This is a genomic window from Mycobacterium farcinogenes, from assembly GCF_019739075.1.
Classification (GTDB): Bacteria; Actinomycetota; Actinomycetes; order Mycobacteriales; family Mycobacteriaceae; genus Mycobacterium; species Mycobacterium senegalense.
In genome coordinates, this window is the sequence record NZ_CP081673.1 from 6,249,218 (window position 1) to 6,274,411 (window position 25,194).

A 25,194-nucleotide genomic window follows, 5' to 3' on the forward strand; every position below is an offset into this window, starting at 1 on the left:
ATCACCGGCGGGCTCGGTGCGATCGGTCTGCACACCGCGGCGTATCTGGCCCAACGTGGCGCCGGGGACATCGTGTTGACCAGCCGTCGTGAGCCCGATGCAGATGCACAGCGGTTGATCGAGGAGATCACCGAGCGCAACAAGACCCGCATTCACGTCTTCACCGCCGACGTCGGTGACGAGGCTGAAGTGGCCAAGCTGCTGGAGCGGATCCGTGCGGAGCTGCCACCGCTGGCGGGTGTCGCGCATCTGGCCGGTGTGCTCGATGATGCGCTGCTCGGCCAGCAGAGCGTGGAACGGTTCCGGACGACCTTGGCGCCCAAGGCCTTCGGTGCCGAGTTCCTGGACAGGTTGACCAAGGACGACGATCTGGACTTCTTCATCGTTTCCTCCTCGGTGTCGAGCCTGTTCGGTTCACCGGGCCAGGCAAACTACGCGACGGCCAATGCGTTGCTCGACGGTCTGATCGCGCAGCGCAGGGCGCAGGGCCTGCCGGCCACGGGCATCAACTTCGGTCCGTGGGGCCAGGGCGGTATGGCGTCCTCGGAAGCGGCAACCGCGAACATCAGTGCCCAGGGCCTGATTCCGCTGGAGCCCTCAGCGGCACTGGCCGCGCTGGGTGAGGTCGTGGCCAACGGCACCGGCCAGGCCACCGTCCTCAAGGCGAACTGGCAGCGGGCGGCCAAGGTGCTGGGCAGCCAGCGACCGCCGATCCTCGATCTGGTGTTACCCAGTGCAGCCGGTGAGGTCGTCGGTGACAGCGAGGTGCTCAAGCAGCTGCTCGAGATCCCCGTGCCGCAGCGGGCCGGGTTCGTCACCGAGTTCCTGCAGAAGGAGGTGCAGAACTTCCTGCGGCTCGCCTCGCCTCCGGCAGCGACCAGCCGCTTCCTGGATCTCGGCACGGACTCGCTGATGGCGATCGAACTGCGCAACCGGCTGCACAGTCAGTTCGGCGGCAAGTTCACGCTCAACGCGACCGCGGTGTTCGACTACCCGACCATCGGTGGACTCGCCGAGTATCTGGTGGCTCAGTTGCCTGACGCGGAGCCGGCTGAGGCGACGACGGAACCGTCGGAGCCGGAGCCGGAGCCGGAGCCGGAGCCGGCGGCAGCGGACTAGAACCCGCGAACAGACGTAAATGTCCCCGACACGCCGCGCGTGCGGGGACATTTGCGTCTGTTCGGCAGAGAAGAGTTGTGCTCAGATCCAGCGGGTGGCCTCGACCTCGGGTGGCAGCGGCGGGTGCAACGGCACGTCGAGCCCGTCGTAGATGCCGGGTTTCTGGGTCGCCAGCCAGTCGATCGCGCCCAAGAGCCGGTTGGCCGCAGTGGTATTGCCGCCGTCGGCGCGAGTGCCGCCCGGCACGTCGGCCCGGACCACGATGCTCAGCTGCGGGTCACCGTCGATGATCACGCGGTGGTCGCCCACACCCTGATCGGGTTGCGGCCAGTCCGGGGCGCAGCCCGGGTCGATGCGGGTGATGTGTTCGATGACGACGCGCTCGACGCCGTCGGCCCATCCGATGACCTGAACCCGGAACGCGCCCTGGGTACCGGCCTCGAAGTGGCCGAGGACGTTGTCGACAGGCTCTGTCAGCGGCAGCCGCTCCACGGTCTCGGTGATGTCGTCGATCTCCAGGCCCAACCCGCGGCCGATCAGCCGGACGTTTCCGCCCCAGACCATCGTGGGGATCGAGGGCAGCAACATCATCGGGGTCTCGTCCATCGAGCCGCCGAAGCCGCAGAGCACTCGCACCGCGTGGGGTTGGTTGTAGGTGGAGTAGTCGAAGATCTCCTGGCATCGGATGGTGCGGATCCGGGTGCACAGCCCGGCGGCGATCACAGCCAGGGCGTCATTGCCCCAGCCCGGGTCGACGCCGCTGACCAACAGCGCAGAGTTGCCGGCCACCGCCGCGTCGGTGAGCCGCTCGACCCACTCCGCCGGAGCCGAGGCCGGGTCGTAGAGCGAATAGAGCGACGGCGTCACCACTTGTTTGCCGGCTCGGAGGCATCGCTCGATCTCGGCGATGGCTTCCTCCGGCCGGATATCGCCGGAAGACATATAGGCGACGGCGTCGCACTGGGCCAGCGCCGCGTCCACGTCAGTGGTGGCACTGACGCCGGTGAGGCCGTCGAGCTTGGCGAAGGTCGCGGCGTCGCGACCAGCCTTGTCCTCAGATGACGTGATGACGGCGGCCAACTCCAGGCCCGGGAAGGCCGTGGCCGACCGGATCGCCGTTGCACCCATATTTCCCGTACCCCACACCGCGACTCGACGCATCCGCCCACCCTAATGGCGATATTCGTGAGGATCGTCACAATAGATAGAAACCGCAGTTCAGAGGGATTTTCACCGGACGGTACATAGGTCGATCAACCGCTGGGTTGGTTAGCTCCCAGAAATTGCTCAGAGTCTCTTTGCGTTGAAGTTACTGAACGGTATAGTTGGGCACAGTTACTGGTGGGTAACTTATCCGAAGTACCCAACCTCAGGTGGCATTCTCACAAGGAGGAAAAGTGAGCCACTACAAGAGCAATGTCCGTGACCAGGTCTTTAACCTGTTCGACGTCTTCGGCCTCGACAAGGCCCTCGGGTCCGGTGACTACACCGACCTGGACGCCGATACGGCCCGCGAGATGCTCAACGAGATGGCTCGCCTGGCCGAGGGCCCGATCGGTGACTCGTTCGCCGATGGTGACCGCAACCCCCCGGTGTTCGACCCGAAGACCCACACCGTCACGCTGCCCGAGTCTTTCAAGAAGTCGGTGCGCGCGGCGATCGACGGCGGCTGGGACAAGGTCGGCCTCTACGAAGAGCTCGGCGGCGTGCCCGCTCCCAAGGCTCTGCTGTGGGCCCTCAACGAGCACATCCTGGGCGCCAACCCGGCCGTGTGGATGTACGCCGGCGGTGCCGCCTTCGCGCAGATCTTCTACGACAACGCCACTGAAGAGCAGAAGAAGTGGGCCGTTCTGGCCTCCGAGCGCGGCTGGGGCGCCACCATGGTGCTCACCGAGCCCGACGCCGGTTCTGACGTCGGCGCCGGCCGCACGAAGGCGGTCAAGCAGGAGGACGGCTCCTGGCACATCGACGGCGTGAAGCGATTCATCACCTCCGCCGACTCCGACGATCTGTTCGAGAACATCTTCCACCTGGTGCTGGCCCGCCCCGAGGGCGCCGGCCCCGGCACCAAGGGTCTGTCGCTGTTCTTCGTACCGAAGTTCCTCTTCGACTTCGAGACCGGCGAGCTGGGCGAGCGCAACGGCGTCTACGTCACCAACGTCGAGCACAAGATGGGCCTGAAGGTTTCGGCCACCTGTGAGCTGACCTTCGGCCAGCACGACAAGCCTGCCAAGGGCTGGCTGGTCGGCGAGGTGCACAACGGCATCGCGCAGATGTTCGACGTTATCGAGCAGGCCCGAATGATGGTGGGCACCAAGGCCATCGCCACCCTGTCGACCGGTTACCTCAACGCTCTGGAGTACGCCAAGGAGCGCGTGCAGGGTGCCGACCTGACCCAGATGATGGACAAGACCGCTCCGCGCGTCACCATCACCCATCACCCCGACGTGCGTCGCAGCCTGATGACGCAGAAGTCCTACGCCGAGGGCATGCGCGCGCTGTACCTGTACACCGCGACCTTCCAGGACAAGGACGTCGCCAAGGCGCTGCACGGCGTCGACGGCGAGCTCGCGCACAAGGTCAACGACCTGCTGCTGCCGGTGGTCAAGGGCTTCGGCTCGGAGCAGGCCTACGCCAAGCTGACCGAGAGCCTGCAGACCCTGGGCGGTTCCGGCTTCCTGCAGGACTACCCGATCGAGCAGTACATCCGCGACGCCAAGATCGACTCGCTCTACGAGGGCACCACCGCCATCCAGGCGCAGGACTTCTTCTTCCGCAAGATCGTCCGCGACAAGGGCCAGGCCCTGGCGTTCGTGGCCGGCGAGATCGAGCAGTTCATCAAGAACGAGACCGGCAACGGCCGCCTGAAGACCGAGCGTGAACTGCTCGGCACCGCGCTGGCCGATGTCCAGGGCATGGCCGCCAGCCTGACCGGCTACCTCATGGCCGCTCAGGAAGATGCCGCGAGCATCTACAAGGTGGGCCTGGGTTCGGTTCGTTTCCTGCTGTCGGTCGGCGACCTGCTGCTCGGCTGGCTGCTGGCCCGCCAGGCCGCTGTGGCGATCGAGAAGCTCGACGCCGGCGCCACCGGCGAGGACCGCACCTACCTCGAAGGCAAGATCGCCGCAGCCTCGTTCTTCGCCAAGAACATGCTGCCGCTGCTCACCAGCACCCGTCAGGTCATCGAGACCATCGACAACGAGGTGATGGAGCTCGACGAGGCCGCATTCTAAGAGCTGCGAAGTCGAACGCCCCCGGGTTATCCCGGGGGCGTTCGCTTTTGAGGCGCCGGGTGCAGACACGACCGCCAACGGGTACTCCCGGGCGGTGCTCGCGGAATTGACGAATTGGTTCCTCACGACCGACGAACGCGACAATCCGGACACCTCGTTGCCGGATTGGTGTGCCGGCAACCGGGTGGAACCGCTGATCCACGGTGCGACCTACTTCGATCGGCTGGCCGCCGAGGTGTCCGAGATGCGCCGAGGCGACCATCTGTTCTTCACCGACTGGCGCGGCGACCCCGACGAAAAGATGCGCCAGGACGGACCGACGATCGCCGAGTTGTTCTGCCGGGCCGCGGAACGTGGTGTCGTCGTCAAGGGCTTGATGTGGCGGTCGCACCTGGATCGATTCGCCTACAGCGAGGAGGAGAACCGGCATCTCGGAGACGCGATCGAGGCAGCGGGTGGTGAGGTGTTGCTCGACCAACGGGTACGCATCGGCGGTTCCCATCACCAAAAGCTCGTCGTACTGCGCCATCCCGGCGCACCCGAACGCGACGTCGCCTTCGCCGGCGGTATCGACCTGTGCCACTCGCGCCGCGACGACGCCAGCCATCACGGGGATCCCCAGCCGATGCGGATGGCCCGCCAGTACGGCGAACACCCGCCGTGGCATGACGTCCAGCTACGCATCCAGGGACCCGCGGTCGGCTCGCTGGACTTCACGTTCCGGGAGCGCTGGACCGACCCGGCACCGCTGGACATGCTGTCGCCGATCGCCTGGATCGCCGACAAACTTCGCCGCGCCGACCTGAGCGCCGGCGCGTTGCCGCCGCAGCCGCCCGATCCCCCACCGTGCGGCCGAGCGGCGGTGCAAGTACTGCGGACCTATCCCGATGCCCACTTCGAGTACGCGTTTGCCCCGCGCGGCGAGCGCAGCGTGGCACGCGGCTACACGAAAGCCGTGCAGCGGGCCAAAAGGCTGATCTACCTGGAAGACCAGTACCTGTGGTCCAAGCAGGTTTCGCAGTTGTTCGCCGAGGCATTGGCGAACAACCCTGACCTGCACCTGATCGCGGTGGTGCCGCGACACCCCGATGTCGACGGCCGCCTGGCCCTGCCGCCCAACCAGGTTGGGCGCCAGCAGGCCATCGAGACGTGCCGCGCCGTCGACCCTGGGCGGGTCCATATCTTCGACATCGAAAACCACATGGGGACACCGGTTTACGTACACGCGAAAGTGTGTGTCATCGACGACGTCTGGGCCAGTGTGGGAAGCGACAACTTCAACCGGCGGTCCTGGACACACGACAGCGAGTTGTCGTGCGCAGTACTCGACGACACCCGCGACCAACGTGAACCCCGTGACCCGGCCGGCCTCGGTGACGGCGCCCGCGTGTTCGCCCGCGATCTCCGGCTGCGGCTGCTCGCCGAACATCTCGACCGCCCCGCCCACGACGACCGCGACCTGGTCGATCCGGCGGCAGCGGTCGAGGCCGTCACGGCGTCGGCGCAGGCGCTGCAGGACTGGCACGACGGCGGGCGGACCGGCCCGCGCCCGCCCGGGCGCCTGCGGCCGCATCGGCCTGAGCGCCTCAGCCGGCTCACCCGGGCGTGGGCCGAACCCGTGTACCGCGCCGTCTACGACCCTGACGGACGGTCTTACCGAGACCGGCTACGCCGGCGCTGGTAGCCGATGGCCAAGCCCAACGTCGGGTTGTCCTGAAATCCGGCCAAACTATCGGACACAAGCCAACATTCGGCGGATGACAAACTGGTCCCATGACCGAAGCCCGCGGCATCCTGCTGGTCGTCTCGCTGATGGCGACGACGGCACTGACCCTCGCACTGGGGATCACCGACCCGGCCGCACCGATGTCCTACCCCACCAAGTTCTTGGTGTGGAACCTCGTACTGGCCTGGATTCCGATGGTCTTCGCAATCGCCTTCGATCTGGTCGAGCGCCGGCTGTGGCTGTTGCCGCTGGGTGCCGTCTGGTTGGCCTTCCTGCCGAACGCCCCGTACTTGGTGACCGATCTGGTTCACCTCGGTGAAGGCTACGAACTGTGGCGTCACGTGCTGCAGTACGGGTTCGCCGCGTGGACCGGGATTCTGCTGGGAGTGGTGTCGCTGCTGCTCGTGCACCGCCGGTTGGACGACGAGTTCGGCCCGGTCTGGGGTTGGCTGGTGGCCGTGATGTCGGTCGGGCTGTGCGCGGTCGGCGTGGTCATCGGACGGTTCCAGCGCTGGAACTCCTGGGACCTCGTGACCCGTCCCGACGCGGTCGTCGCGGCGACGTTCGACTGGATGCGCGGACCGCTGTCCTACGTGCAGTCGACCGGAGTGGCGGTAGCTGTCGCGGCCTTCTTCGGACTGGCGTATCTGACGATCTGGGCGCTCAACGGCCTGCGCTGAACGACCGTGTTCCGATCGTTACCAAGGTTTATCCCATTTGCCACACGGGTAACTTCAGTAACAGCACCGCGCACCTGCGGTGACCCTGGAAAGAAAGAGGCGAATGGAACATCACCATGAACACAGTCCTGTATTTCAGCGTCAACGGCGCGATCTATGAGACCCGGGCCTACACCACTGCCGACATCGACCAACTCGTACACGATCGCGGGCTGCACTGCCTGACCTCCGATGACCGGCAATTCGACTTCTGGTTCAGCCCTGCTACCCACTCCTGCCAGCGCCACGTGAACCGTCAGGCGACCGAACTGCTGCTGGCCACAACATCTTTCTCAGCCAAGACGGTTCCCCTGCTGCGCGGATGTGTCGTCGTAGCCACCCACGACGCCGACGGTGAACTCGACGGACTCAGCTGGCAGCAGCTCGACCTCCTCGCCCACCGTGGCCAGTCGCTGTCCAAGCAGAAAAAACGAGCCCTCAGCCGGCACATCAACCGGATCGAAGGGCGCCGAAACGACGCGTTCATCAACGATGGGCACTGCGACCGGACGCACCAGGTGGCCCTCAGCCGCGTTCGGGCAACAGGCCGGCGGGCCTGGTCCGAATGAACTAAACCGGCGATTCGTGGGCCAACGCCCGGTAGCCTTTGGCGCCTGCCCGGTCGACGGCGGCTCGGACCAATCCGAACACCAGTCCCTGGATAGCTGCTGCCGTCAAGGCTTTGGCGGCAGACCGATTCAAATCCTTTGGATCGGGTGGTTCGCGGTTCGGCTCATCGATGCGCTTCCAGATCTGGGTGAACAACGCGCCGGCCAACAGGCCCCCGCCCACGCTTGTCGCCATCGACAGCGGCATGTACAGCACTTTCGAGACTCGGCTCACGGGTTCTCCTCACAACGGCTGACAGTGCGGATACCCGGAACCGACCGGTTCTAACGGTTCTCCTGCCCGGTTCAGGTTTTGCCCGAGCCAGTGTCGGGCACTGCTGTGAGAGAAGCGGTACGCCTGGGAAAGGCCCATCATGACTACTCAACAGAAAACCATCAACGAACCGTCGACGGCCCAGCTGCTCGGCCAATTGCAGGAGCAGACGACGCGGCTGGTCCGCGATGAGCTGCGGTTGGCGCAACGCGAGTTCCAGGAATCTGCGCGCCACGCCGGGATCGGCGCCGGGCTGATCAGCGCCGCCGGCCTGCTGGCGGTGCTGGGCCTGATGACGGCCATCGCCGCCGCGGTGGCCGCGATCTCGCTGGTTCTGCCGGTGTGGGCGGCCGCGATCATCGTCGCTGCCGTGCTGTTCATCGGTGCCGCAGTGGCCGCGATGGTCAGCCGAAGCCACGCGAAGCAGGTGCCACCGCCTGCCGCCCAATCGGTCGACAGCGTCAAGCAGGATCTCGATGAGCTCAAGGAGGCACGACATGGCCAGCGCTGATCGCCTTCCGCCCGAACCGGGTCCGGACGCCGGCATCGACGAACTTCAGTCCGACATCGACAAGACCCGCAACGAGCTGGGTCAGACCGTGGCCGCACTGTCCGACAAGCTCGATGTCAAGGGCCGCGCGCAGGACAAGGCCGCCGAGACAAAGGAAGCCGTCGTCGACCGGGCGCACGCGGCAACCGAGGCCGCGAAGTCCAAGCCGGCGATCCCGGTCGCCGCTGTCATCGCTGCGGTCGCGGCGATCGGCCTGCTGGTGTGGTGGCGCCGCCGCTGAGGCGGTGATCTCAGAACCGGGTGAGGCTGGGCATCAGGACGTCGTCGACCAGCGCGCGCACCGTCGCCTCCGTCGGCGGGCGGCCCGGTATCAAAGATCGAAACACGAGGTAACCGGGCATCACGTCCCACAGTTCGTCATGGATTGCCGCCGCCTTGATCTCGCCGCGCTCCACTGCCTCGGTCAACACCTCGCGCATGAGCTTCTTGCGCTGCAGCACGAACTGGTTCTGCAGCGCCGCACTGAGTTCCGGGCTGTGCGCGATCTCCGACATGATCGCGCTCATCGTGCTGCCATGCTCGCGCGCCTGGGCGCATACCGAGGTGCCGATGCTCAGCAGATCGGTGCGTAACGAGCCGGTGCGGGGCGGGACCAGCTGAATCCGGGTGCCTTCGATGAAGGCGGCCAGGACGAGCTCGGTCTTCGAGGGCCACCGCCGGTAGATGGTGGCCTTGCTCGACTTGGCTTCTGTCGCCACGGCTTCCACGGTCAACCGGTCGTATCCGTGCTGCTGCAACAGCCGCAAGGTCACCGCCAACAACTCCGACTCGCGTTCGGTCCATTGAGACGCCGAAACATCGTGCGCTGTTGAAGTGGAAGACACCGAAAACCTTTCGTGACCATCTATGTCCGCTACCTATGGGTTGCCCATAGGTATTGCCCTATCTCAAAGAGTACCGTACGGTACCGTTCAGGTGCTTCGAACGGCCAAAGACTCACGCCTCCGGCGCGCTGCGCGCCGTTGTTGAAAGGCTCTGAGATGCAGGGGATCTCGGTAGGCAGCCTGGTGAAGCGGCGCTGGACGGTGATCGTTGCCGTACTCGTGGTAGCCGTCGTCGCCTTTACCGTCAGCAGGTTGCACGCAATTTTCGGTTCGGACAACGAGGTATCGCGACCCAGCGCCGACACTTTGGAGAACACCGGTTACAACCCGAAGCGGGTCCTCTTCGAAGTGTTCGGCTCACCGGGCTCGGTCGCAACCATCAACTACCTCGACATCGACGCCCAACCGCAGCGCGCCGAGGACGTGCCGCTGCCGTGGTCGCAGACGCTGGTCACCGATGACCCGACCCTCTTCGCCGACCTGCGAGCACAAGGCGATGGCGACTACATCGGGTGCCGCATCACCGTCAACGGTGTGGTCAAGGACGAAAGGTCCACCGACAACGTGAACGGCTATATCGCCTGCTTGGACAAGTCAGCATGAGCGCCCACGGCACCGAACGCGTCGAACGTTCCAGGTCGGCGCGGACCATCCGTGCGCTCGCCGTACCGATCGTGCTGGTGTGGGTCGCCATCGCAGCGTTGACGAATATCCTTGTGCCACAATTGGAAGTCGTCGGCGCAGCCCGCTCGGTCGGATTGAACGCCCCCGACGCACCATCGACCATGGCGATGCGCCACATCGGCCAGGTCTTCGACGAGTTCAACTCCGACAGTGCGGCCATGATCGTGCTCGAGGGCGACCAGCCGCTCGGCGACGACGCCCACCGCTTCTACGACACGCTGGTGAAGCGGCTGGCCGAGGACACCAAGCACGTCGAACACATCCAGGACTTCTGGGGCGACCCGCTCACCGCCGGCGGCTCCCAGAGCAAGGACGGCAAAGCCGCTCTGGTGCAGGTATATCTGGCCGGCAACCAGGGCGAAGCGCTGTCGAACCAATCCGTCGACGCCGTCCGCGAGATCGTGGCGAGCGTCCCGCCACCGCCCGGAGTCAAGGCCTACGTCACCGGCGCCGCCCCGCTCATCACCGACAACTTCGAGGTCGGCAGCGAGGGCACCGAAAAGGTCACCGGGATAACCTTTTTGGTCATCGCGGTGATGCTGCTCGTGGTGTACCGATCGCTGATCACGATGCTGCTCATGCTCGTGACGGTCCTGATCGAACTGGCCGCCGCACGCGGCATCGTCGCTGCCCTCGCGCATTACGGGGTCATCGGCCTGTCCACGTATTCGACGAACCTGTTGACCCTGTTGGCGATCGCCGCGGGCACGGATTACGGCATCTTCATCGTCGGGCGCTATCACGAAGCGCGTAGCCGCGGCATGGACCGCGAAGCCGCGTATCACGACATGTTTCGCGGCACCGTGCACGTCATCGTCGGCTCCGGGCTGACCATCGCCGGCGCCGTTGCCTGCCTGCACTTCACCCGACTGCCCTACTTCCAGACCCTGGGGATACCGGCCGCCATCGGCGTGCTCGTGACGCTCCTGGCCGCGCTGACCCTGGGGCCCGCAGTCTTGACCATCGGCAGCCGGTTCGGGCTCCTTGAGCCCAAACGCAACCCGCGAGCACCGCGATGGCGCCGCATCGGGACCGCGATCGTGCGGTGGCCCGGCCCCATCCTGGTGGTGTCGTGTCTGATCGCGCTCGTCGGACTACTCGCCCTCCCGGGCTACAAGACCAGCTACGACGGCCGGCCCTACCTACCGGATTCGGCACCGGCCAACATCGGGTACACCGCCGCCACCCGCCACTTCTCGGAAGCCCGGCTCAACCCCGAACTGCTGATGATCGAAACCGATCACGACATGCGCAACCCCGCGGACATGCTGGTCCTCGAACGCGTCGCGAAAGCCGTGCTGCACACCCGCGGTATCGCCCTGGTCCAGTCGATCACCCGGCCCTTGGGCACCCCGATCAAGCACAGCTCCATCCCTTTTCAGATCAGCGCGCAAAGCGCCAGCCAGATCATGAATCTGGGCTACCAGCAGGACCGCGCCGCCGATCTGCTCAAGCAGGCCAACGAGCTGTCCAACACCATCAACATCCTCAAGCAGCAGGTCGCGCTGCAGCAGGCCAGCGCTGCCGCCACCCATGAGCAGACCCAGGCGTTCCACGACACCGTGGCGATCGTGAACGACCTGCGCGACAAGATCGCCAATTTCGACGATCAGTTCCGGCCGCTGCGCAACTACTTCTACTGGGAGCCACACTGTTTCGACATCCCCATGTGCGCCGCGCTGCGGTCGGTGTTCGACGCGCTCGACGGGATCGACAAACTCAGCGATCAGTTCGGGCAGATCACCGCGAGCCTGGACAAGCTCGACGCGCTCCAGCCGAAGCTCGTGGCGCTGCTGCCGCCGCAGATCGCCATCCAGGAACGCAACCGCGACCTGACCTTGTCGAACTACGCGACCACGGCGGGCACCAACGCGCAGTCCCAGGAGGCCCTGCAGAATGCGACCGCCATGGGTCAGGCATTCGACTCTGCCAAGAACGACGACTCGTTCTATCTGCCGCCGGAGGCTTTCGACAACCCCGACTTCAAGCGCGGGCTGAAACTGTTCCTCTCGCCCGACGGCAAAGCGGCCCGCATGATCATCACGCATGAGGGCACTCCCGCTACCCCAGAAGGCATCTCACACATCGACGCTCTCAAAGACTCCGCTTTCGACGCGATCAAAGCCACTCCCCTGTCGGACGCCAAGATCTATGTGGCCGGAACAGCGTCCGCCTACAAGGACATTCAGGACGGTGCCAAGTACGACCTGCTGATCGCCGCATTGGCGGCCATCAGCCTCATCCTGCTCATCATGATGTTCATCACCCGCAGCCTGGTCGCCGCGATGGTCATCGTAGGCACCGTGGTGTTGTCGCTGGGCGCGTCGTTCGGCCTGTCGGTCCTGGTGTGGCAGTACATCTTCGGCATCCAGCTGTACTGGATCGTGCTGGCCCTGGCCATCATCCTGCTGCTGGCCGTGGGTGCCGACTATAACCTGCTGCTGATATCCCGGTTCCAGGAAGAGATCGGGGCCGGGCTCAAGACCGGCGTCATCCGAGCCATGGCCGGCACCGGCCGGGTGGTGACCGCGGCCGGCCTGGTGTTCGCCGCCACCATGTCCTCGTTCATCTTCAGCGACCTCATCGTCCTCGGCCAGATCGGCACCACGATCGGTCTCGGCCTGCTCTTCGACACCCTGATCGTGCGGTCGTTCATGACACCGTCCATCGCGGCCCTGCTGGGCCGGTGGTTCTGGTGGCCACAGATCGTGCGGCCGCGGCCGGCGAGCCGCATGCTGCGCCCGTACGGCACGCGCACCTCGGTACACGAACTGCTCAAACCGGAGCCGACACCCGCCGACCAGACATGAACCTGCCCTGTAATCCGGTTTTTCGGGCAGGTTGCGTCTGCTCGCGTCAGGAAAGTGAGCGCAGCAGTGCCCGGGTGCGGGCCCGAGTTTCGGGCGACGCGTCGAACACCACCCCGACATACTCATCGACACCGACCGTCCCGAGGGCTCGGATGCGTTCGGCCACAGTGCTTTCGTCGCCGATGATGGCTGCGTCCTCGGGGCCCGCGTAACCCTCCCGGTCGAGCATGGCCCGGTAGGACGGCAGATGGCCGTACATCGCGAATTGCTTGGCGGCCTGGGCGCGGGCCCCGTCGACGTCGTCGGTGACGCTGACCGGAAGCGCGGCGACCACCCGAACCGGTCGCTCTCCGGCGGCCTCGCGCAGCGTTGGCGCGACGTGCTCGGCCAGCGTCGTCGGGCCGGTCATCCACGTGACGGTGCCTGCGGTGCGGCGGCCGGCGAGCTTGAGCAGCTGCGGCCCCAGCGCGGCGATGTACACCTCCGGTGCCGTCGCCCCTGGGATCTGTAGTGCGCCGCGCGTGGTGACCGTCTCGCCCGGCGCATCAGCGGGCTCGCCGGCCAGCAGCGGTTGCAGCCCGTCCAGGTACTCACGGAGCCGGCGGACCGGCTTGTCCCACGGAATGCCCCACATGCCCTCGGTGACCGCCGCGTGCGTCATTCCGAGGCCCAGCAGAAACCGCCCGCCGCTGATCAGGCTGAGCGTGAGCGCGCGCTGGGCCAGCAGCATCGGGTGCTGATTCTGAATGGGGATGACACCGGTGCCCACCTCGATCCCGTCGACCTCACGAAAAGCGACCGCGAGGACGGTCAGCAGATCGGGCTCATAGGGCATCTGGGTCATCCAGACCCGCCGGAATCCCTCTTCGTGCAGTTGCGCGAGGTTCTCTACGGTGGCGTCGATCGGGGAGCGGCCCCCGGTGTCACTCAGTGAGGCGATAAGGCTGATCTGCATGGCACCACGCTATGCGTAGGCCGGACCGATCGGGCCAGAAGGGGCGGGCTGTAGACAAAAAGGGCGGGTTCGGGAGGGCACTTGGGGGCGTCTCAATTTGTCTCACGCAGCCGGACTTTCACCCCAATGCCGACTCTTTGGATCAGTCACTCCCGAACCCGTCGTAGGCTCGATCGTACGCCTCGGGTACCCCTCAAACCAGAGAAAAGTACGGCCGATTTCGCCGAGACTTAAAAGTTAGGTGCCCCGTGTTGCCGTCGGGTCGGGGGGTCAGACGGCAACACGGAGCTACCCATGTATCGACCCCTATGCCGCAGCCGTTACACATCTCGAAAACAAACTTTTCGGATGTTTTCGCGGCCACAGTTTCCGGAGGTCAGGACGGGGCTACGCCTCCAGCCTGATGGTCGGGCTCCGCAAGCTACGCCTCCAGCCTGATGGTCGGGCTCCGCAAGCTACGCCTCCAGCCTGATGGTCGGGCTCCGCAAGCTACGCCTCCAAAATCGCCGCGACGCCCTGCCCACCCGCCGCACAGATCGAGATGAGCCCGCGGACCGGCTGGCCAGTCGCCTTCTTCTTCTCGCTCAGTTGCTTGGCCAACTGAGCCACGATTCGGCCACCGGTGGCCGCGAACGGGTGACCCGCCGCCAGCGACGAGCCGTTGACGTTGAGCTTGGCGCGGTCGATGGTGCCCAGCGCGGAGTCCAGGCCGAGCCGTTCCTTGCAGTACTCGTCGGAGTCCCAGGCCGCCAGCGTGGCCAGCACCACCGAGGCGAATGCCTCGTGGATCTCGTAGAAATCGAAGTCCTGCAGCGTCAGCCCGTTGCGGGCCAACAACCGCGGCACCGCGTACGTGGGAGCCATCAGCAGGCCGTCGGGCCCGTTGACATAGTCCACGGCGGCCGTCTCCGAGTCGACGAAGTAGGCCAGCGGCTCGTGGCCGTGGGCCTGCGCCCAGTCCTCACTGGCCAGCAGCGCCACCGAGGCGCCATCGGTCAGGGGGGTCGAATTGCCCGCGGTCATGGTCGCGTCGCCGGCCTTGACGCCGAACACCGGCTTGAGCTTGGCCAGCTTCTCCACCGAGGAATCGGCACGGAGGTTGTTGTCCCGGTACAGGCCGAGGAACGGGGTGACCAGGTCGTCGAAGAATCCGCTGTCGTACGCGGCAGCCATGTTGCGGTGGCTGGCAGCGGCCAGTTCGTCCTGGTCGACGCGCTTGATGCCCATCTTCTTGGCGGTGACCGCGGCGTGCTCCCCCATCGACATACCGGTGCGGGGCTCGCTGTTGACCGGGATCTCCACGCCGAGGGCGGCTGGCAGCTTGCCCACGAGCTTCAGCCGCTCGACGTTGGACTTCGCCCGCCGCAGGCCCAGCAGCACCTGACGCAGGTCGTTGCCGAACGCGATCGGCGCGTCCGACGCGGTGTCCACTCCGCCTGCCGCCGCAGAATCGTATTGCCCCAGCGCAATGGCGTTGGCGGCCGCGGTGGCGGCCTGCAGACCGGTGCCGCACGCCTGCTGGATGTCGTACGCGGGCGTGTAGGGCGACAACGAACTGCCCAGCACGCATTCACGCATGAGGTTGAAGTCGCGGCTGTGCTTGAGCACCGCACCACCGATCACCGCGCCAAGGCGCTCACCGGCCAGATCGAAACGGTCGATCAGCCCGTCCAGCGCCGCGGTGAACATGTCCTGGTTGGAGGCGTTGGCATACGCGCCGTCGGACCGTGCGAACGGAATCCTGTTGCCACCCAAAACGGCAACGCGTCGCCGGGTCGTGTTGTTGGCCATCTGTTTGCCCTCCACTGTCGGGTTGTCCGGGGCCATATTACCCACTGTTCTTACTCTGGAGTAAGTTCGGTATTGACAACGCAGTACTGCGAAGCGAAAGGCAGCTGAAGTGGCTTCCGACCTGTTCTCCCAAGTGGTCAACTCCGGGCCGGGATCGTTCCTGGCCAAGCAGCTGGGCGTGCCGCAGCCCGAGACCCTGCGCCGCTATCGCGCCGGTGATCCGCCGTTGGCCGGATCCCTGCTGATCGGCGGTGACGGCCGCGTCGTCGAACCCCTGCGCACCGCCCTGGCCGACGACTACGACGTCGTGTCCAACAACATCGGCGGTCGCTGGGCCGATTCGTTCGGTGGCGTAGTGCTCGACGCCACCGGCATCGCCGACGCCGCCGGGCTCAAAGAGCTCTACCAGTTCTTCACCCCGGTGCTGCGCAACCTCTCCTCGTGTGCCCGCGTGGTCGTCATCGGCACCACCCCGGATGAGGCCGGCAGCGTCCACGCCCAGATCGCGCAGCGCGCCCTCGAGGGCTTCACCCGCTCGCTCGGCAAGGAGCTCCAGCGCGGCGCCACCGCGTCCCTGGTGTACCTGGCCGCCGATGCCAAGCCCGCCGCCACCGGCCTGGAGTCCACCCTGCGGTTCATCCTGTCGGCCAAGTCGGCCTACGTCGACGGCCAGGTCTACCGGGTGGGCGCCGCCGATTCGACCCCGCCCGCCGACTGGGACAAGCCGCTGGCCGGCAAGGTGGCCGTGGTGACCGGCGCGGCCCGCGGTATCGGGGCGACCATCGCCGAGGTCTTCGCGCGGGACGGCGCGACCGTCGTCGCGGTGGACGTTCCCCAGGCCGCCGAGGATCTGGGCAAGGTCGCCGAGAAGGTCGGCGGCAGTGCGCTGACCCTGGACGTCACTGCCGATGACGCGGTTGAGCAGATCGTCGCCCACGTCACCGCGCAGCACGGCGGCAAGGTCGACGTGCTGGTCAACAACGCCGGCATCACCCGCGACAAGCTGCTGGCCAACATGGACGAGAGCCGGTGGGATTCGGTGATCGCAGTGAATCTGCTTGCCCCGCAGCGGCTGACCGAGGGCCTGGTGGAAGCCGGGGCGCTCGGCGAGGGCGGCCGGGTCATCGGGCTGTCTTCGATGGCCGGCATCGCCGGCAACCGCGGGCAGACCAACTACGCCACCACCAAGGCCGGAATGATCGGGCTCACCGAGGCTCTGGCCCCGGTGCTGGCCGAGAAGGGCATCACCATCAACGCGGTGGCTCCCGGCTTCATCGAGACCAAGATGACCGACGCCATCCCGCTGGCCACCCGAGAAGTGGGCCGTCGGTTGAACTCGCTGTTCCAGGGCGGCAAGCCGGTGGACGTGGCCGAGCTGATCGCGTACTTCGCCAGCCCGGCGTCGAATGCGGTCACCGGCAACACCATCCGGGTCTGCGGCCAGGCCATGCTGGGGGCGTGAGCACGTGAACAACATGCTGCGCGCCGTCGTCGGTGCCCTGCCGTTCATCCCGCGCGACGACACCCTGCCGGCCCGCACCGTCACGGTCGACGAACTAGCCATCGACCCGGCCAACGTGGCGGCCTACGCACAGGTGACCGGGCTGCGGTTCGGCGACACTCTGCCGCTGACCTACCCGTTCGCGCTGACCTTCCCGACGGTGATGTCACTGGTCACCGGTTTCGATTTCCCGTTCGCCGCAATGGGGTCGGTGCATATCGAAAACCACATCACGCAGTACAAGCCGATCAAGGTGACCGACACCGTCAGCGCGGCGGTGCATGCGGAGAACCTGCGCGAGCACCGCAAGGGTCTGCTGGTCGACATCGTCACCGAACTCAAGGTCGGCAACGACGTGGCCTGGCACCAGGTGACGACGTTTTTGCACCAGCAGAAGACCAGCTTGTCCGGTGAACCGAAGCCGGAACCGCAAAAGCAGCCGAAACTGCCGCCGCCGAACGCGGTTCTGAGCATCACCGCAGGCCAGATCCGCAACTACGCGTCGATCGGCGGGGACCACAACCCCATCCACACCAACGCGATCGCCGCCAAGCTGTTCGGCTTCCCCACCGTGATCGCGCACGGGATGTTCAGCGCGGCAGCGGTTCTGGCCAACATCGAGGGGCAGATCCCCGATGCGGTCAAGTACTCGGTGCGATTCGCCAAGCCCGTGGTACTGCCGGCCAAGGCCGGGCTCTATGTCGAGCGCGACGCCGACGGCTGGGAACTGACTCTGCGCAACCTGTCCAAGGGCTACCCGCACCTGTCGGCAACGGTGCAGCCTCTCTGACCCATCGAGAGTGCGTACAGATCGCGTTTTCACGCGAATTCGCGATCTGTGCGCACGCTCGGCGGAATTCAGGCGCTCGGTACCGCGTCCCCCGAAGTCCGTCGTAGATCCGCGAATTCGGAGATCGATGCCGAGGTGACCGAGGCGACCGGCCGCGCGTTGGGCGCCGACGCGTCGGACTTGGACACCATCACCACGTTGTCGATGTAGGGCTGGATCGTCGTGCTGTTCTGCACGGTCGAGACGATCACCAACTGGAAGCCGAACTTTCGGAACGCCGAGAGCGCCTGCTGGGCGAACTGCGGATCCGACTTGGAGAACGCCTCGTCCAGCATCAGCTGCGCGAACAGCGGCCGGGTGTCGTTGCTGTCAGGGCTGGCCAGGTTGAAGCTCAACGCGCCGGCCAGGCAGAACGCCATCAGCTTCTCCTGCTCACCACCGGAGTTGTCACCGGAGTTGCTGTAGGTGCGGATCACCTCGCCGGTTTCGGCGTCGCGCTCCTCGCAGTACAACACGAACCGGTTGCGCACATCGAGTGCGTCGCGGGTCCACTGTCGGTCCTCGGGTGTGTTGCCGGCCAACAACTTTCGCAATTGCAGAATGTCGGTGTACTGCTCGAACATCGCGGTCTCGTCACCGAAGCTGACCAGCGAGACCCGCGCCGAGATGCGCTGAGCCTTCTCGTTCAGTTCGTCGACCGCCGCCAGGTGCCGGGTCCCGGCGTGCAGGGTCAGCCGGGTGCCGCGGTTGAACTCCACCGCGCCCAGGCCCGTGTTCACCAGGGCGATCTGCTCGGTGATCCGCCGGGCCTCGTTGTCGGCGATCATGTGCAGGTTCAGGATCGCGCCCGGCGCCTGCTCGGTGATCAGCCGCTGCATCCGCTCATAGGCGTCGGGCAGTTCCCGCTCGTCGATCCGACGGCACAGCGCCACATAGTCGTGCACCCGCTCGTCGAAGACATCGCTGTCGTTGGGGATCGCATCCGGGAACGAGCTGTCGTAGGCGGCCATGATGCCGGCCAGCTCGTCGTGCGAGCGGTTGCGATCCGCCCGCAGCCGATCTCGCTCCCGGCTGATGACCCGGATCAGCTCGTTTCGGTACGGCTCAGGTTCGAGCAATTCCAGGGTCAGCGCGATGTCGGCGGCATATCCGTCGATCGTGTCGCGGGCATGCGACGGGAACTCACTGGACCCGAGCCGCTCGGTCAAGGCCTCGCTCAGCTCCAGCAACGCGGTGCGCCGGCGATCCAGCGCGGTCTCACGTTCGTTGAGCGAGCCGATCTGCTGGATGACCTTCTCCACCCGCTCCCAGCATTCGTCGGCCCGCTGTTGCAGCCGTTCGGCGTCCGGGTTGTCAGAGACCAGCAGATCGTGTTCGTCCTGCAGCCGCTCGAGCATCTCATCGACCGAATCGGTGTCGATGTCGCTCCACTGCATGTACTGATCGCACAGCGCCCGGCAGGCCCGCTCCCGCGATTGCAGCTGACCGCGGTGTTCGTCGAGCCGCTCACGCGCGGTACGGGCCACCTGGTACACATCGTGCGCGGCCGCCAGATCATCCTGCAGCGCTTCGACTTTGGCGGCGGTGCCGCCGAGGAAGATGTAGTCCGACGGTCGCAGCCTCGAGCGGTCATCCTTGATCGAGAGCCGACCGCTGTCTTTGCGCAGACCCTGGTCGGTGACCGCACGGGATTGCTCGGTGAACTCCCCGGGCCCGTCGACACACACGTAATCGCCGACAGCGGCGACCACGTTGAGTGCCTCCACCGCGCTGTCGTGTGTCGGGTCGGCCAGCTGAAGTTTGGTGGCCAGCGTTCCCGGGGCGGGGGTACGCAGTTGCGCGCCGTGCTGGACGTGCTGCAACTGGATCCGGCCGCGCATGTCGTTCTCGTTGACGAAGCGCAACGCTCGCTCCATGTAGGCATCGGGCACCAGCAAGCGCAGTCCCGCACCGCGCAACACCTTTTCGACGGCCAGCCGCCACCGCGTCTCGTCGGGCTTGAGCTCCATCAACTCGGCGACGTACACCAGATCGCGTTCGGAGATGTCGAGGGCGCGGGCGATGCGGGCCCGCATCTCGTACTCGGTCTTCGGCAGCGGCGAGCCGAGCCGCTGCACGCGTTCCAGCTCGGCCTCCACACTCTCCCGCGCCTCGCGGGCCCGGACTTCCTTGGCCGAGGCCTCGACGTAGGGCTGGTTGCCGGTGAACAGTTCGCGGTGCAGCCGGTCGGCTTCCTCCATCAAAGTCTCACGCAGCGACCAGAACTCCTCACCGTTGTCCGGCGGGGTCAGGCCCAGCGACGTGACCTTGTCCTCGTAGGCGCTGCGTCGGCGCGACACCTCCTCGCTGATCCGCTCGGCCTCGGTCAGCCGTTGCTGCAGCGGCACCAGATCCACGGTGACCGTGTTGATCTGGGCCATGAGGGAATTGTGCTCATTCTTCAGCTGACGCTGCTGGGTGCCGAACTCATCACGCTGGGCGCCGAGTTGGGTGATCTGATCGTCGAGATTGGCGATCTCCGGACCGGCCTGAGCCAGCCGCACATGGTCGACGTAATCGCGGATCATCGCGTTGTCGATGGTGTCGATCACCCCGAACTTGGCCGCCTCGTCGGCGTAACGTGCTTGTACCGCGGCGATGTTGCCCAGGGTGTTGCGCTTACGCCGGGCCACGTCGAGCAAGCCGCGGGCCTCGACCAGCGGGTTGATCTGTTCGAGTGCTTCCTCTACGCCGCTGAGGCTGGCCGGCTCGTCGAGCATGAACTCCCGGACGAATTGCTCCAGGCCGCCGACACTTTTGAGGGATTTCGCCTTGCCGAGCAGCTGCTGGGCAGCGTCGGAGGCACGGATGCCGATGCTGGAGTACAGCTGGGCCAGGTACTGGCTCTCACTGCGGCCACCGGTCCAACCGTCATCGCGGAACACCGCGGCGTCATACCCGTTGGCCGCCCACCGGTTGCACAGCCCGAAGATGTCACGGTCGGCGTCGATCAGGTAGTAGCGGCTGCCCGGATCCGAATTTTTCTCGGCGGCAAGCCATTTGAGTACCAAACCGGTGACCGAGCGCCCGGTTCGATCGCTGTAGGTGACCGCGACCGCCGACCAGGCCGGACCCGTCCCGCGCAGGTACATGATCTGGCGGCTGGTGCCCTCGCGACGCTCGCCCCACGCGCCGCGGACGTACTTGTCCACCGTGCGCTTGCCGGTGCCCGAGCCCGCCGCGGTGGTATCGCCCGAAGCGTTGAAGTTGCGGCGGTGCGACGGCAGGAAAGCCAGCGAGATCGCATCCAGCAGTGAGGACTTACCGCTACCCGAGGAGCCGGTGATCAGGGTGCCGTGCGGACTGAACGGGATCGAGTGATACCCGTCGAACACGCCCCAGTTGATCACCTGCAGGCGCGACAGAGAGAACTGGTTGGTCGGTTCAGCCATGAGCGTCCACATCGTCGGAGAGCCGGTCGGATACATCGGGGTCGTCGGGATCATCGACAGTGCCGTTCGCGGCCCGCTTGAGCTGCTCGAACTGCTGCTGCAATTCGGTGATCATCGATGCCGTCATGATCGCGTTGACCACAGGGCTGATGGTGAAACTGTCCTCGTCCTCCCGGTTGCGCGCGAGCATCTCGATGTCGGTGAGCCGCTCGATCGCGTTGTCGATCCGCTTGTCGAACGAGGCGGTGTCGCGATCGGTGTCGTTGTTCACCCCGGCGAACAGCTCGTGGATCTCGTCACGGCTGATCAAGACGTTCTCGTCGCGCGCCGCGGCGCGCATGAGCTTGGCCAGGTGCAGCGCCAGGATCGAGTCGTAGGTATTGAGGGTCTCACGCCGCAGCAGGCGGCGCCGCCACTGCGATTCGTAGTCGGCCTGCTCGACGTAGGCGATGTCGTGATCGTCCGAGATGCACAGTCGCATATCGAGTTCCGACAACCGGACGGTGAGCTCGGTGCGGTAGCGGGTGACCCAGGACCACAGCTCGGAGTGGTTGTCCTTGCTGATGTAGCGGCGCGACAACAGGTGCTGCAAGGCCCAGCAGGCGCGGTCGGGCAGTTCGCTGACATCCCCGTCGAAGCGGGGTGCACGCCGCTGGTCGGTGGACCGCTCGACGGCGTCGATGCTCGGCAGGGCGTCGAAATCGATCACCCCGTCTTTGACGGGCGACGGGTCCGGGTTGTCGGTCATAGCAGGCTCTCGCTGACAGTAGGGATCGGTTCGGTGAAAACCAGTCGGGGAATTTCGATTTCGCGGTCGGCGCCCTCCAATGACCGGAACCGCACCCGCACCGAATTCCCGGATTCGGTTCCGTCAGCAGGTTGTTGCTTGAGCGCCCAGGACCACAGCACGATCACATGCCCGAGGTAGGCCGAGTCCAGCATGCCGATCGCATCGGGCAGCGGCAACGGCCCCCGAGCGAGGGCACCGTTGACCAGCTGAGCCAGTTCGGCGGCATCCACCTGCGAGGCCAGGGCCGAGAACGCCGACAGATTCACCTCACCTTCCGACGGCTCGGCCTGCGACGGCGGGATCGCGTCACGGATCTTGAACGCCACAGCACCGATCGAATTGAAGTCGGTGCGCACCAACGGCACCTCGATACCGATGCGGCTGTCGGCCAGGGAGACGCTGAGCAGGTCGTGCGCACTGGCCAAGGCATCGTTGAGCTGGCGGGTGACGCCGCGGCTGTGTTCCAGGGTTCCGGAGGCGACGAAGCGTTTGATACGACGGGCGCAACGCTGCCGCGTCCGGCCGACCTCTGCGGTCTGCGCTGACACCAGGCTGAAGAATCCCGTCATCACCTCACGCAGGCCCGGGTCCAGATGTGGGAGCTCACGGGTGACCGCGTCGATGTCGGCCACCAACGCCGCCCGCTGCTCGGGGTCCTGAATCATCCGGGTGAAGGCGGTGTACGACGCGCTCTCACGGGAGGCGAACAGTGACTCGTAGTCGTCGAACAACTGGCGCTGCCGCTCCCGGTACCCGAGATCGGTGTCGGCGGAGGCATCCAGCAGCCGGGTGGTGATGCGGTTGAGCATGCTGCCGTACTGGCCGATGTCGGAGATGATCTGTTCCATCTGCAACGCGATGGCGCGCGCCTCGTCCTCGACGTCCACCAGGTCCGGCTCGGGACGCTGCCCTTGGTCCAGGGCATCCAATTCGTCGCGGAGCTTGGCGATTTCGGCTTCGATGTCAGCCCGGATGCGTTCCGGATCGTTGCTGACCTGACCCGCCACCCGGCGCAACCCAGCCGCGATGCCCGTGATCGAGCCGCCGGTGGCGAGGGTGTCCTCCCGACGCATTCGGCGGGCGAAATCCAGGACGGCCCGCGCCTCGTAGGTGAGGTAGCAGACGTTGCGTTCGGTATCGCCGGACTGCTCGGTGATCCGATGCAGCCAGCCCTGGCTGGCCCAGTACTTGATCAGCGCCAGGCCGGACTGCTCGGTTTCCGTGCCCAGGTCGGCCAGATCACGTTCGAGTCGGACCACGAGTTCCATCTCGGTGAGCTTGGCGCCGCGGTCCAGGTGGCGTTCCATCAGCGTGAGATAGGTGGCCAGGTTGTTCGTCACCAGCAGCCGGGCCGAACGCGAGTCGGCGACCTCGCGATTGAGCTGGTAGAGCTGGTCCAGCGAGGGGCCGCTCATACCCGGTTCAGGCATGGCCGGGAGCTTCCGTCGCGGTGAACATTGGCACCACTTTAGGCGGCTGACCCGAGAAGCCCCGACGCCAGTTCGGTTTGCTGTTGCTCAGGGTGACCCACGCCTCAACAACCTGCTCTAGAGTCGTCCGGTGACTCCCGACAAGGTGCCGCCCGCCGGTGTGGTTCGAGTGATCGAACGCGTCCGCCATCATCTGCACCAGCTCTATCGACGTGCCGTGCCACCGCCGGCGGCGATGCTGGAGATGATTCTCGGCGCCTGGATCGCCCAGGGCATCTCGGCGGCTGCGCAGCTCGGCGTGGCCGACGCGCTCGCCGGTGGCCCGCTGGGCGCCGACGAGCTTGCCCGACGGGTCGGGGCCGACACCGACGCCCTGGACCGATTGATGAGAGCCCTTGTCAGCGAGGGGGATTTTCCGTCGCACCCGCGACGGAAGCTACGCGCTCAACGCCCTCGGAGACACCCTGCGCAGCGACGCGCCGGTCTCGGTCGCGGGAATGGCGAAATTCGTCGGCTCGCCGCAGCATCGCGAGCACTGGAGCCACCTCGCCGACGCGGTCCGCACCGGTGAGGCCGTCATTCCCAAGCTGCGGGGCCAGGCCACGTTCGACTACATCGGATCCCAGCCGGAGCTGTCGGCGATCTTCAACGACGCCATGACCAGCGTCTCCGAACTCGCGATCGTTCCGGTCACCGCCGCCTACGACTTCACCCGCTTCAGCACCGTCGCCGATGTCGGGGGCGGGCACGGCCGGCTGCTGGCCGCGGTACTGACCGCCGCCCCGGCCGCTCGAGGGATGCTCTACGACCTGCCGCAGGTGGTCGACGGCGCACCGGAACTCCTCGGCAGGTACGGCGTGGCCGACCGGGTGCAGGTGCTTGCCGGGTCGTTCTTCGACAATGTGCCCGAAGGCGCCGACGCCTACCTGTTGAAGAGCATCATTCACGACTGGCCCGACGACGACGCGGTCAAAATCCTGCGCAATGTGCGCGCGGCCGCCACACCGGGGACCACACTGCTGCTCGTCGAGACGGTCATCCCGGAACATGACCGCGAATACCTGGGCAAGTGGACCGACATGGAGATGCTGATCGGCCTCGCGGCCCGCGAGCGCAGCGAAGCCGAATACCGGCGCCTCTACGAGCAAGCCGGGTTCCGGCTCACCCGAGTGGTCGAGACGGCCTCACCGTTCAGCGTCGTGGAGGGCGTGGCCGTCTAGTGCGCCGACTCCGCGTCCAGGGCCGACCCGTGATCTGAATGCGGCGCACCCTCGGACGGGGTGCCCTTCAGGCCGCGCCAGAACAGATTGATCATCAGCTCGGCGGCGTCGTTGACGTCGGCGTCCCCGGTGCTGACCCGGCTGGCGATCGCCTCACCGGCACCCACCAGCGCCACCGCCATCATCTCGAAGTCGCTGTCGGGCTGAGGATTACGCGTCCCGGTACTGAGCAGCCGGGCCACCAGATCGATGATCCGATCGCGACCCTCCCGGACGGTGTGCGCGAATGCCTGCGAGCTGGTGGCCTGGGTGTAGAGCACCATCCATGAGGCGCGGTTGGCATCGATGTAGGTCAGGAAGGCCAGCACCGCGCTGCGCAGCAGGTCCTTGGGGCTCTGGGTGAAGTCGATCTCCCCACGCACCACGTCCACGAAACGGGTCAGCTCGCGGTCCAGGCAGGCGCCGAACAGCTCTTCTTTGGAGCCGTAGTAGAGGTACAACATCGGCTTGGAGATCTCGGCCTCCGCGGCGATCGCGTCCATCGACGTCTCGTGATAGCCGTTCACCGAGAAAATCTGCACCGCCGCGTCGAGCATCTGCTGTTCGCGTACGGCCCGCGGCAGCCTCTTCGTTCCACCTGCCATCCGAACAGGATAAACACCGTCTGATCGCCCGTACCCGCGCGCCCGCAGGTCGGATGTGGTGTATTGAGGTCGGA

Annotated in this window: 19 protein-coding genes and 2 pseudogenes; 12 read left to right on the forward strand and 9 right to left on the reverse strand. The window is 66.0% G+C overall.

The features are described from left to right. Positions 1 to 3 precede the first annotated feature (3 nt). Positions 4 to 1,119 (forward strand): annotated as a pseudogene (locus K6L26_RS32090) (beta-ketoacyl reductase); the annotation flags it as partial. 81 nt (positions 1,120 to 1,200) lie between these two features. Here the strand turns inward: K6L26_RS32090 and K6L26_RS29840 are convergent. Beyond that, positions 1,201 to 2,280, reverse strand: coding sequence for an NAD(P)H-dependent amine dehydrogenase family protein (locus tag K6L26_RS29840; RefSeq protein ID WP_221852318.1), 1,080 nt, complete (start codon positions 2,278 to 2,280; stop codon positions 1,201 to 1,203). A gap of 236 nt (positions 2,281 to 2,516) precedes the next feature. On the opposite strand from K6L26_RS29840, the gene K6L26_RS29845 reads away from it, so the two are divergent. From K6L26_RS29845 to K6L26_RS29860, 4 genes are all read left to right on the forward strand, one after another. Continuing rightward, a complete protein-coding gene (locus tag K6L26_RS29845; protein WP_047038913.1) occupies positions 2,517 to 4,352 on the forward strand; it encodes an acyl-CoA dehydrogenase in 1,836 nt (611 codons plus the stop codon). Between the two features lie 94 nt (positions 4,353 to 4,446). Further along, a complete protein-coding gene (locus K6L26_RS29850) occupies positions 4,447 to 6,036 on the forward strand; it encodes a phospholipase D family protein (RefSeq protein WP_221852319.1) in 1,590 nt (529 codons plus the stop codon). An 89-nt stretch (positions 6,037 to 6,125) separates the two neighbouring features. Further along, positions 6,126 to 6,758 carry a DUF1361 domain-containing protein gene (locus K6L26_RS29855; protein WP_221852321.1) on the forward strand — a complete coding sequence of 211 codons (633 nt, stop codon included), beginning with the start codon at positions 6,126 to 6,128 and terminating at the stop codon, positions 6,756 to 6,758. A 116-nt stretch (positions 6,759 to 6,874) separates the two neighbouring features. Beyond that, positions 6,875 to 7,366: a hypothetical protein gene (locus K6L26_RS29860; protein ID WP_019348510.1), complete on the forward strand. Its 492-nt coding sequence runs from the start codon at positions 6,875 to 6,877 to the stop codon at positions 7,364 to 7,366. Between the two features lies 1 nt (position 7,367). On the opposite strand, the gene K6L26_RS29865 is transcribed toward K6L26_RS29860, so the two are convergent. Beyond that, positions 7,368 to 7,640, reverse strand: a complete 273-nt coding sequence (locus K6L26_RS29865; protein ID WP_061262157.1) for a DUF4235 domain-containing protein — start codon at positions 7,638 to 7,640, stop codon at positions 7,368 to 7,370. A 139-nt stretch (positions 7,641 to 7,779) separates the two neighbouring features. On the opposite strand from K6L26_RS29865, the gene K6L26_RS29870 reads away from it, so the two are divergent. Together K6L26_RS29870 and K6L26_RS29875 are read left to right on the forward strand one after the other, a co-directional pair. Continuing rightward, positions 7,780 to 8,190 carry a phage holin family protein gene (locus K6L26_RS29870; protein WP_019348509.1) on the forward strand — a complete coding sequence of 137 codons (411 nt, stop codon included), beginning with the start codon at positions 7,780 to 7,782 and terminating at the stop codon, positions 8,188 to 8,190. Then, on the forward strand, positions 8,177 to 8,470 hold the full coding sequence (locus tag K6L26_RS29875; RefSeq protein ID WP_221852323.1) for a DUF3618 domain-containing protein: 294 nt from the start codon (positions 8,177 to 8,179) through the stop codon (positions 8,468 to 8,470). The genes K6L26_RS29870 and K6L26_RS29875 overlap by 14 nt, the downstream gene beginning before the upstream one ends. Positions 8,471 to 8,480: 10 nt before the next feature. On the opposite strand, the gene K6L26_RS29880 is transcribed toward K6L26_RS29875, so the two are convergent. After that, positions 8,481 to 9,074, reverse strand: a complete 594-nt coding sequence (locus K6L26_RS29880; protein WP_036390453.1) for a TetR/AcrR family transcriptional regulator — start codon at positions 9,072 to 9,074, stop codon at positions 8,481 to 8,483. A gap of 156 nt (positions 9,075 to 9,230) precedes the next feature. Between K6L26_RS29880 and K6L26_RS29885 the strand changes: the two genes are divergently transcribed. Then, complete coding sequence (locus K6L26_RS29885; RefSeq protein WP_019348506.1) at positions 9,231 to 9,677, forward strand: MmpS family transport accessory protein; 447 nt, start codon at positions 9,231 to 9,233, stop codon at positions 9,675 to 9,677. Then, a complete protein-coding gene (locus K6L26_RS29890; protein WP_221852325.1) occupies positions 9,674 to 12,568 on the forward strand; it encodes an MMPL/RND family transporter in 2,895 nt (964 codons plus the stop codon). The genes K6L26_RS29885 and K6L26_RS29890 overlap by 4 nt, the downstream gene beginning before the upstream one ends. 46 nt (positions 12,569 to 12,614) lie before the next feature. Here the strand turns inward: K6L26_RS29890 and K6L26_RS29895 are convergent, their stop codons facing one another. Next, positions 12,615 to 13,523 (reverse strand): TIGR03564 family F420-dependent LLM class oxidoreductase, encoded by a 909-nt coding sequence (locus K6L26_RS29895; RefSeq protein ID WP_019349088.1) that lies wholly within the window; start codon positions 13,521 to 13,523, stop codon positions 12,615 to 12,617. Between the two features lie 489 nt (positions 13,524 to 14,012). Next, complete coding sequence (locus tag K6L26_RS29900) at positions 14,013 to 15,350, reverse strand: acetyl-CoA C-acetyltransferase (RefSeq protein WP_372514778.1); 1,338 nt, start codon at positions 15,348 to 15,350, stop codon at positions 14,013 to 14,015. A 73-nt stretch (positions 15,351 to 15,423) separates the two neighbouring features. Here K6L26_RS29900 and K6L26_RS29905 point away from each other — a divergent pair, with 73 nt between their 5' ends. Together K6L26_RS29905 and K6L26_RS29910 are read left to right on the forward strand one after the other, a co-directional pair. Beyond that, on the forward strand, positions 15,424 to 16,776 hold the full coding sequence (locus K6L26_RS29905) for a 3-oxoacyl-ACP reductase (RefSeq protein WP_047038844.1): 1,353 nt from the start codon (positions 15,424 to 15,426) through the stop codon (positions 16,774 to 16,776). A gap of 13 nt (positions 16,777 to 16,789) precedes the next feature. Continuing rightward, positions 16,790 to 17,605: a MaoC/PaaZ C-terminal domain-containing protein gene (locus tag K6L26_RS29910; RefSeq protein ID WP_048896070.1), complete on the forward strand. Its 816-nt coding sequence runs from the start codon at positions 16,790 to 16,792 to the stop codon at positions 17,603 to 17,605. 68 nt (positions 17,606 to 17,673) lie between these two features. Here the strand turns inward: K6L26_RS29910 and K6L26_RS29915 are convergent, their stop codons facing one another. Genes K6L26_RS29915 through K6L26_RS29925 form a run of 3 tightly spaced genes read right to left on the reverse strand, consistent with a single transcriptional unit; the run spans position 17,674 to position 23,256 of the window. Then, positions 17,674 to 21,036 carry an ATP-binding protein gene (locus K6L26_RS29915; protein WP_221852326.1) on the reverse strand — a complete coding sequence of 1,121 codons (3,363 nt, stop codon included), beginning with the start codon at positions 21,034 to 21,036 and terminating at the stop codon, positions 17,674 to 17,676. Then, complete coding sequence (locus K6L26_RS29920) at positions 21,029 to 21,784, reverse strand: DUF4194 domain-containing protein (protein WP_064896186.1); 756 nt, start codon at positions 21,782 to 21,784, stop codon at positions 21,029 to 21,031. The genes K6L26_RS29915 and K6L26_RS29920 overlap by 8 nt, the downstream gene beginning before the upstream one ends. Beyond that, a complete protein-coding gene (locus K6L26_RS29925) occupies positions 21,781 to 23,256 on the reverse strand; it encodes a DUF3375 domain-containing protein (RefSeq protein WP_064896188.1) in 1,476 nt (491 codons plus the stop codon). Before K6L26_RS29925 ends, K6L26_RS29920 begins: the two co-directional genes overlap by 4 nt. Positions 23,257 to 23,386: 130 nt before the next feature. Between K6L26_RS29925 and K6L26_RS29930 the strand changes: the two are divergent. Then, a pseudogene (locus K6L26_RS29930) lies at positions 23,387 to 24,476 on the forward strand (methyltransferase). Here the strand turns inward: K6L26_RS29930 and K6L26_RS29935 are convergent. Beyond that, complete coding sequence (locus K6L26_RS29935) at positions 24,473 to 25,120, reverse strand: TetR/AcrR family transcriptional regulator (RefSeq protein ID WP_036390468.1); 648 nt, start codon at positions 25,118 to 25,120, stop codon at positions 24,473 to 24,475. The pseudogene K6L26_RS29930 and the gene K6L26_RS29935 sit on opposite strands and share 4 nt — an antisense overlap. Positions 25,121 to 25,194 lie beyond the last annotated feature (74 nt).